The 6,307-nt window shown below is 67.2% G+C and carries 5 protein-coding genes; 1 reads left to right on the forward strand and 4 read right to left on the reverse strand.

All coding sequences use genetic code 11. The features are described 5' to 3' along the window. Positions 1 to 3: 3 nt before the first annotated feature. Together hrpA and LQV45_RS15630 are read right to left on the reverse strand one after the other, a co-directional pair. Complete coding sequence (gene hrpA, locus LQV45_RS15625; protein WP_230007825.1) at positions 4 to 4,044, reverse strand: ATP-dependent RNA helicase HrpA; 4,041 nt, start codon at positions 4,042 to 4,044, stop codon at positions 4 to 6. 179 nt (positions 4,045 to 4,223) lie between these two features. Then, entirely contained in the window at positions 4,224 to 4,391 is a 168-nt protein-coding gene (locus LQV45_RS15630) for a hypothetical protein (RefSeq protein WP_230007826.1), read from the reverse strand. Between the two features lie 92 nt (positions 4,392 to 4,483). Here LQV45_RS15630 and LQV45_RS15635 point away from each other — a divergent pair, with 92 nt between their 5' ends. Then, a complete protein-coding gene (locus LQV45_RS15635) occupies positions 4,484 to 5,449 on the forward strand; it encodes a GlxA family transcriptional regulator (protein ID WP_079554497.1) in 966 nt (321 codons plus the stop codon). Between the two features lie 24 nt (positions 5,450 to 5,473). Here the strand turns inward: LQV45_RS15635 and LQV45_RS15640 are convergent, their stop codons facing one another. Continuing rightward, positions 5,474 to 5,770: a protealysin inhibitor emfourin gene (locus LQV45_RS15640; RefSeq protein WP_230007827.1), complete on the reverse strand. Its 297-nt coding sequence runs from the start codon at positions 5,768 to 5,770 to the stop codon at positions 5,474 to 5,476. A gap of 44 nt (positions 5,771 to 5,814) precedes the next feature. Then, positions 5,815 to 6,307: peptidase M4 family protein (locus LQV45_RS15645; RefSeq protein WP_230007828.1), on the reverse strand; the 493-nt coding region annotated here is incomplete at its 5' end.

The following is a 6,307-nucleotide window of genomic DNA, read 5'->3' on the forward strand; positions in this document are numbered from 1 at the left end:
GGTCTACGCCGGCGCCAGCACTTTGTTAAGGCCGGCCCGGATACGCTTTTCGGACACCGAATAGGCGGTCCCGAGTTCGACGGCGAAGAGGCTCACCCGCAGTTCCTCGATCATCCAGCGCACGTGGGTTAACTCCGCGCCCGCCCGCCGCCCGGGCAGCAGCGCGGACACGGCGTCGTCGTAGTCGTCCTCCAGGGCCTGGACCGCGGCCATGTGCTGGGCGTCCCGCTGCACGTTGCCCGGCAGCTTCTCGAGGCGCTTTTCGATGGCCGTGAGGTAGCGGGGCAGCTGGCTGAGCTGGGCGTAGCCCGTGCGTGCCACGAAACCCGGATACACCAGCTGCTCGAGCTGGCTCTTGACGTCGTTGAGCGCGCTGATCAGGGCCAGGCTCGTGGTGCCCTTGAGCTGCTTTTCGATCCGCCGGGTGCTGGCCAGGATGCGCTCGACGACGGCGGTGACAGTGAAGACGGTGTCGATCAGCTCCGCCCGGACGCCCTCGTAGAGCGCCTTGAACGATCCCTCGTCCCACGGCAGCGGGGCCGGCGTGAGTTTGTCGATGGCGGCCAGGGCGCAGTCGGCGATCAGCGCGGCCACGGAACCATGCGGGTTCTGGCTGAACGTCAGTTTCTCGGTGTTGTTCAGGTGCTCCAGGACATAGCGGTCCGGCGGCGGCACTTTCAGGGCCAGGAGCCGGATGACCCCGCCGCGCATGGCTTCCTGCTGTTCCGACGGCGTCTGGAACAGCCGCAGCGCCACGGACGTTCCCTCGTCCACCAGGGCCGGATAGCCGGTGACGGTGTGCCCGCCAACGGTTCCCTGGACCTGGCGTTGGACGGTTCCAAAGGTCCAGTCCTTGAGCCCGGACATTTCGGTGAACCCGCCCGGCGCCGCGGCTGCGGCAGCGGCCAGGGCCGCCGACGGGGACGTGCCGGCCCGTGATGAACGTGCGCCATCCTTGCCGTTCGCGCCGGCTTTCGCCTTCGCCGCGGCATTTCCCTTGGATTGGGGTGCCGTGGTGCCCGGGGTGGCACCGAGGGATTCCGCGATGGCCCGGCGGGTGGCCGGGGCCAGCCGCTCCTGCAGCGCGTTCAGGTCCTTGCCCTCATCCAGCAACTTGCCGCGGGAATCCACCACGCGGAAGCTGACCCGCAAATGCGACGGCACGGCGTCCCAGTTCCAGGCGCCCGGCGGGATGACCTGTCCGCGGATCCGGCGCAGCACCAGTTCCAGCGACGGTTCGAGCTCGTCCGTGGCGGGATCGAAGTCCGCTTCCAGTGCCGCGACGGCCTGGCGGGCCACGTCCGGGGCAGGAACAAAGTTCTTGCGGATCTGCTTGGGCAGCGACTTGATGAGCGCCGTGACGAGTTCCACGCGCTGCCCGGGGATCAGCCAGCGGAACGCGGCATCGTCGAGCTGGTTCAGGAACAGCACCGGCACCTCGGCGGTGACGCCGTCGGATGGATTTGGCGGCGAACCGGGCGCCACGGGGTGGAACTCGTAGCTCAGCGGCAGCTCGAAGCCCTTGTGCAACAAGGTCTTGGGATAGGCCGAATCGTCCAGGGCCGCGGCGTCCTCGCTGATCAGCAGGGACTGGTCGAAGTCGAGCAGCGTGGGATCCTGCTGCCGTGCGTCCTTCCACCACTTGTCGAAGTGCCGCTCCGAGACGACCTCCGCGCCGATCCGGGCGTCGTAGAACTCGAAGAGTGTCTCGTCGTCCACCAGGATGTCGCGGCGCCGCATCCGGGCCTCGAGTTCCTCGACTTCGTGCAGCAGCGCGCGGTTGCGGTGGAAGAACTTGTGGTGGGTCTGCCAGTCGCCTTCAACCAGGGCATGGCGGATGAAGAGCTCGCGGCAGAGCTCCGGATCCACCTTGCCGTAGTTGATCCGCCGGCTCGGGATGATGGGCACGCCGTACAGCGTGACCTTTTCGTGGGCCATCACCGCGCCCATCTTCTTGGACCAGTGCGGCTCGCTGTAACTGCGCTTGACCAGGTCGGGGGCCACCTGTTCGGCCCAGAGCGGATCGAACTTCGCCGCGACGCGGGCCCAGAGCCGGCTCGTCTCGACGAGCTCGGCGGCCATCACGAACGTGGGTGACTTCTTGAACAGTGCCGAACCCGGGAAAATCGCGAAGCGGCTGCCGCGGGCTCCGGCGTACTCGCGCTTGCGCTCGTCGAGGATGCCGACGTGGCTCAGCAGCCCCGAGAGCAGGCTGATGTGGATGCCGTCGTGGTTGCCCACCGGATCGGCAAGGCGCTTGTTGTCCAGGCTGATGCCCAGCGGGCGGGCCAGCTGGCGGAGCTGGGCGAACAGGTCCTGCCACTCCCTGACCCGCAGGTAGTTGATGAACTCGTTGCGGCAGAGCCGGCGGAACGCCGTGGAGGACAGTTCCTGCTGCTTCTCCTGCAGGTAGTTCCACAGGTTCAGGTAACCGGTGAAATCCGAGTTCTCGTCCCGGAAGCGGGCGTGCTTCTCCGCGGCGAGCTGCTGCTTGTCTGTTGGACGCTCGCGCGGGTCCTGGATGGTCAGCGCGGCGGCCAGGATCATGACTTCGCGGACGCAGCCCCGCTTTCCGGACTCCACGATCATCCGGCCGAGCCTGGGGTCCACCGGCAGCTGGGCCAACTGCTGCCCGACGGCGGTGAGCCCGCTTCCGGGACGGCCGGAACCGCGGCGCTGCCCGCCGTCGCGCTGCCCGCCGTCGTCCGTTGGCTCCTGCCGCGCGGCGGTCAGGGCGCCGAGCTCGCGCAGGAGACTGACGCCGTCGTTGATGGCGCGCGAATCCGGCGGCTCGACGAACGGGAAGTTCTCCACGTCCTTCGGTCCGCGGGCCACGCCCATGGCGGTCATCTGCAGGATGACGGCCGCGAGGTTAGTGCGCAGGATCTCCGGATCCGTGAACAGCGGCCGCGACTCGAAGTCCTCCTCGGAGTACAGCCGGATCGCGATACCGTCGGAAACGCGGCCGCAGCGGCCCGAGCGCTGGTTGGCCGAAGCCTGGGAGACGCGCTCAATCGGCAGGCGCTGGACCTTGGTCCGGTGCGAGTAGCGCGAGATCCGGGCCGTGCCGGTGTCGATCACGTACTTGATGCCGGGGACCGTCAGCGAGGTTTCGGCGACGTTGGTGGCAAGTACGATCCGGCGCTTGCTGCCGGGGTGGAAAACCTTGTGCTGCTCCTGCAGGCTCAACCGGGCGAAGAGGGGAAGGACCTCGGTGCCCGCGAGGCGCCGGTTGGACTGGATGCGGGCGTTGAGGGTCTCCGCCGCGTCGCGGATTTCGCGCTCGCCGGAGAAGAAGATCAGGATGTCGCCGTGGGCTTCCAAGGCGAGCTCGTCGACGGCGTCGCACACCGCATCGAGCGGGTCGCGGTCCTCCTCGAGTTCGTCGTCCGCCGCGGCACCTTCGCCGGCTCCATCTTCTGCGCCGCCGGCCGGCTGGGAAAGCGGCCGGTAGCGGATTTCCACCGGAAAGGTCCGGCCCGACACCTCGATGATGGGGGAGGGCTCCTCGTCGCTGCCGAAGTGCTTGGCGAAGCGCTCCGGATCGATGGTGGCCGAGGTGATGATGATCTTCAGGTCCGGGCGCTGCGGCAGGATGCGCTTGAGGTAGCCGAGGATGAAGTCGATGTTGAGGCTGCGCTCGTGCGCCTCGTCAATGATGATGGCGTTGTACTTGCGCAGCAGCCTGTCGCGCTGGATCTCCGCCAGCAGGATGCCGTCGGTCATGAGTTTGACCTTGGTGGACCGGCTGACCTCACCGGTGAAGCGGACCTGGAAACCGACTTCCTGGCCGATTTCGACGCCGAGTTCCTCCGCGATGCGCTCGGCCACGGTGCGGGCAGCGAGACGGCGGGGCTGGGTGTGGCCGATCAGCCCGTTCTCGCCCAGGCCGAGCTCAAGGCACATCTTGGGGATCTGGGTGGTCTTACCCGAGCCGGTCTCGCCGGCGATGATGGTCACCTGGTTGGCCGCGATGGCGGCCATAAGATCTTCGCGGCGCTCGGAGACCGGCAGCTCGGCGGGGTAGGAAATATGCAATGTCATGGCTGGAGACAGTCTACTGGGGTGGACTGTCCGCTGGGGTGGCGGCGGCTGTGCGGTCCTACTATCGGGTCCGGTTGCTGCAGCCGGGCTGTTCCGTTGCTGCTTCAGGCCCGGCGCATAGTGAGGGCCCGGCTTGATGAGCCGGGCCCGATGGGCGTGTGGGCAAAACGTGCGCGGACTTAGAAGTTCCGCAGGGTGTAGTTGACGCTCGGCAGGTCCCGGGCCATCCAGTACTCTTCCGAGCGGACGGGCGGGGTGTGACCGAGGCCGTCCTTCCGCAGGGCGGAGATGGTGGCTGCGAGGCCGGCGATGATCAGGACGATGACGGCGATTCCGAGGAGTTCCATACCTCTATGGTTCTCCGGTCCAAGAACTAAAAAAAGTGGCAGAAATGCCCAAAAAGCTACAATTTCTGCCACTGTTCTGTCAGGATGAAGTCATGATCAAATCAGTGGCAATGATCGTGGTTCCCAACTTCTCGATCTTCGAGTTCGCGACGGCTTTCGAGGTCTTCGGCATCGACCGCTCGGACCGCGGAAACGGCGTGCCCGCGTTCGATTTCCGCGTCTGCGCGCCCGAGCCGGGCGACGTCCCGCTCAAGTCCGGCCTGTCCATGCACGTCGGTCTCGGGCTGGAAGCAACTGCCGACGCCGACCTGGTGGTGATGGCGCCGTACGGCCGGGACGAGGACGTTCCCGAATCCGTCTTGGAGGCGCTGCGGGCGGCCCATGCCCGGGGCGCCTGGGTGATGTCCATTTGTTCCGGTGCCTTTGCCCTGGCCCGGGCAGGCCTGCTCGATGGCCGCCGATGCACCACGCACTGGCATTACTCCCAGGAACTGGCCAGCCGATACCCGGCCGTGCTGGTGGATGAAAATGTCCTCTACGTCGAGGACGGCCGGATCATCACGAGTGCCGGCACGGCCGCGGGGATCGATGCCTGCCTGCACCTGGTCCGCGTGGAGTTCGGCGCCAAGGTGGCCGCCGCCATCGCCCGGGACATGGTGGTCCCTCCGCACCGGGACGGCGGCCAGGCCCAATACATCGACCGGCCCATTCCGCAGTGCGGCTCGGAACCCATGGAGCAGCTGCTGCAGTGGATGGTCCGGCACCTGGACGAGGAACACGCAGTCAACGAGCTGGCGGCCAGGGTCCATATGTCGCCGCGGACATTTGCGCGGCGCTTCCGTGCGGAAACGGGGGCCACCCCGGCGGCCTGGCTCAATTCCCAACGGGTGCTCCGTGCCCAGGAGCTGCTGGAAACCACGGAGCTCAATATCGACGAAATCGCGAGGGAATCCGGCTTCGGACATTCGGTCCTGTTGCGGCACCACTTTACGAAGGCGCTGGACACCAGCCCGCAGTCCTACCGGCGCACGTTCCGCGGGCACCTGGCCACGGCGTAGCGGGCCCCGGCCCGGCAGGAGCGTCTAGGCAAAGCCCGGCGGCGCCGATTCCTCGGCCGCGGCCCGTGCGCATTCGACGAGGTCGCGCCACGGGCCCGTCAGTTCACGCTCGGGAAGGACCGCCCGCCGTTGATCGGCCCGGATGCTGTACATGAACCGGTCCGGCTGGCCGGATGTCCCGCTGGTCCCGGCGACGTCGTCCCAGGGGCAGGCCTCAATCAGCGGCTGCCACCGGTCGGTGTCCTCGGGCGGCTCGGGCCGGACGGTCCACGTCCTTTTCATTCCGGCCACGCCGCCACTGCGCTGGACAGTTATCTTCATCGGACTCGGACCTTCATCGGACTCGGATCTGCAGGGGCCTGGGCTTATCGTCGGGCTCCCGGGAGCTTGACCTTCACAGTTTCCCATGCGGAGCGCACGGCGTCATGTTCCTTGGAATCCTCGCCGAAAAGCTCCTTGGCAGAGGCGGCTGTTGCCTTGGCGAAGGCACCGAACGTGGCGGTGGGGGACAGCTTGCCGCCCGTCAGGGTCTCGTACCAGATCTGTGCCGGTGCGTCCCAGGCATTGCCGCCGAGGGCGGTGGCCACCAGGCAGAACGCGCGGTTGGGGATGCCGGAGTTGATGTGCACGCCGCCGTTGTCCGCGCTTGTGCGCACGTAGCCGTCCATCGAGTCCGGCTGCGGGTCCTTGCCGAGCACGTCGTCGTCGTATGCCGTTCCCGGAGCCTTCATGGAACGCAAGGCGGCCCCCTGCACCTGGTCCGTGAAGAGGCCTTCACCGATCAGCCAGCTGGCCTCCGCCGTCGACTGCTTCCGCACGTACTGCTCAACGAGGGCACCGAAGACATCGGACATCGAT

Source organism: Microbacterium sp. Bi128 (assembly GCF_918698205.1).

What these genes read in the sequence shown, in the direction of transcription:
- hrpA (WP_230007825.1), bottom strand. Translation starts at nt 4,044, where the DNA reads ATGACATTGCATATTTCCTACCCCGCCGAGCTGCCGGTCTCCGAGCGC.
- LQV45_RS15630 (WP_230007826.1), bottom strand. Translation starts at nt 4,391, where the DNA reads ATGGAACTCCTCGGAATCGCCGTCATCGTCCTGATCATCGCCGGCCTC.
- LQV45_RS15635 (WP_079554497.1), top strand. Translation starts at nt 4,484, where the DNA reads ATGATCAAATCAGTGGCAATGATCGTGGTTCCCAACTTCTCGATCTTC.
- LQV45_RS15640 (WP_230007827.1), bottom strand. Translation starts at nt 5,770, where the DNA reads ATGAAGATAACTGTCCAGCGCAGTGGCGGCGTGGCCGGAATGAAAAGG.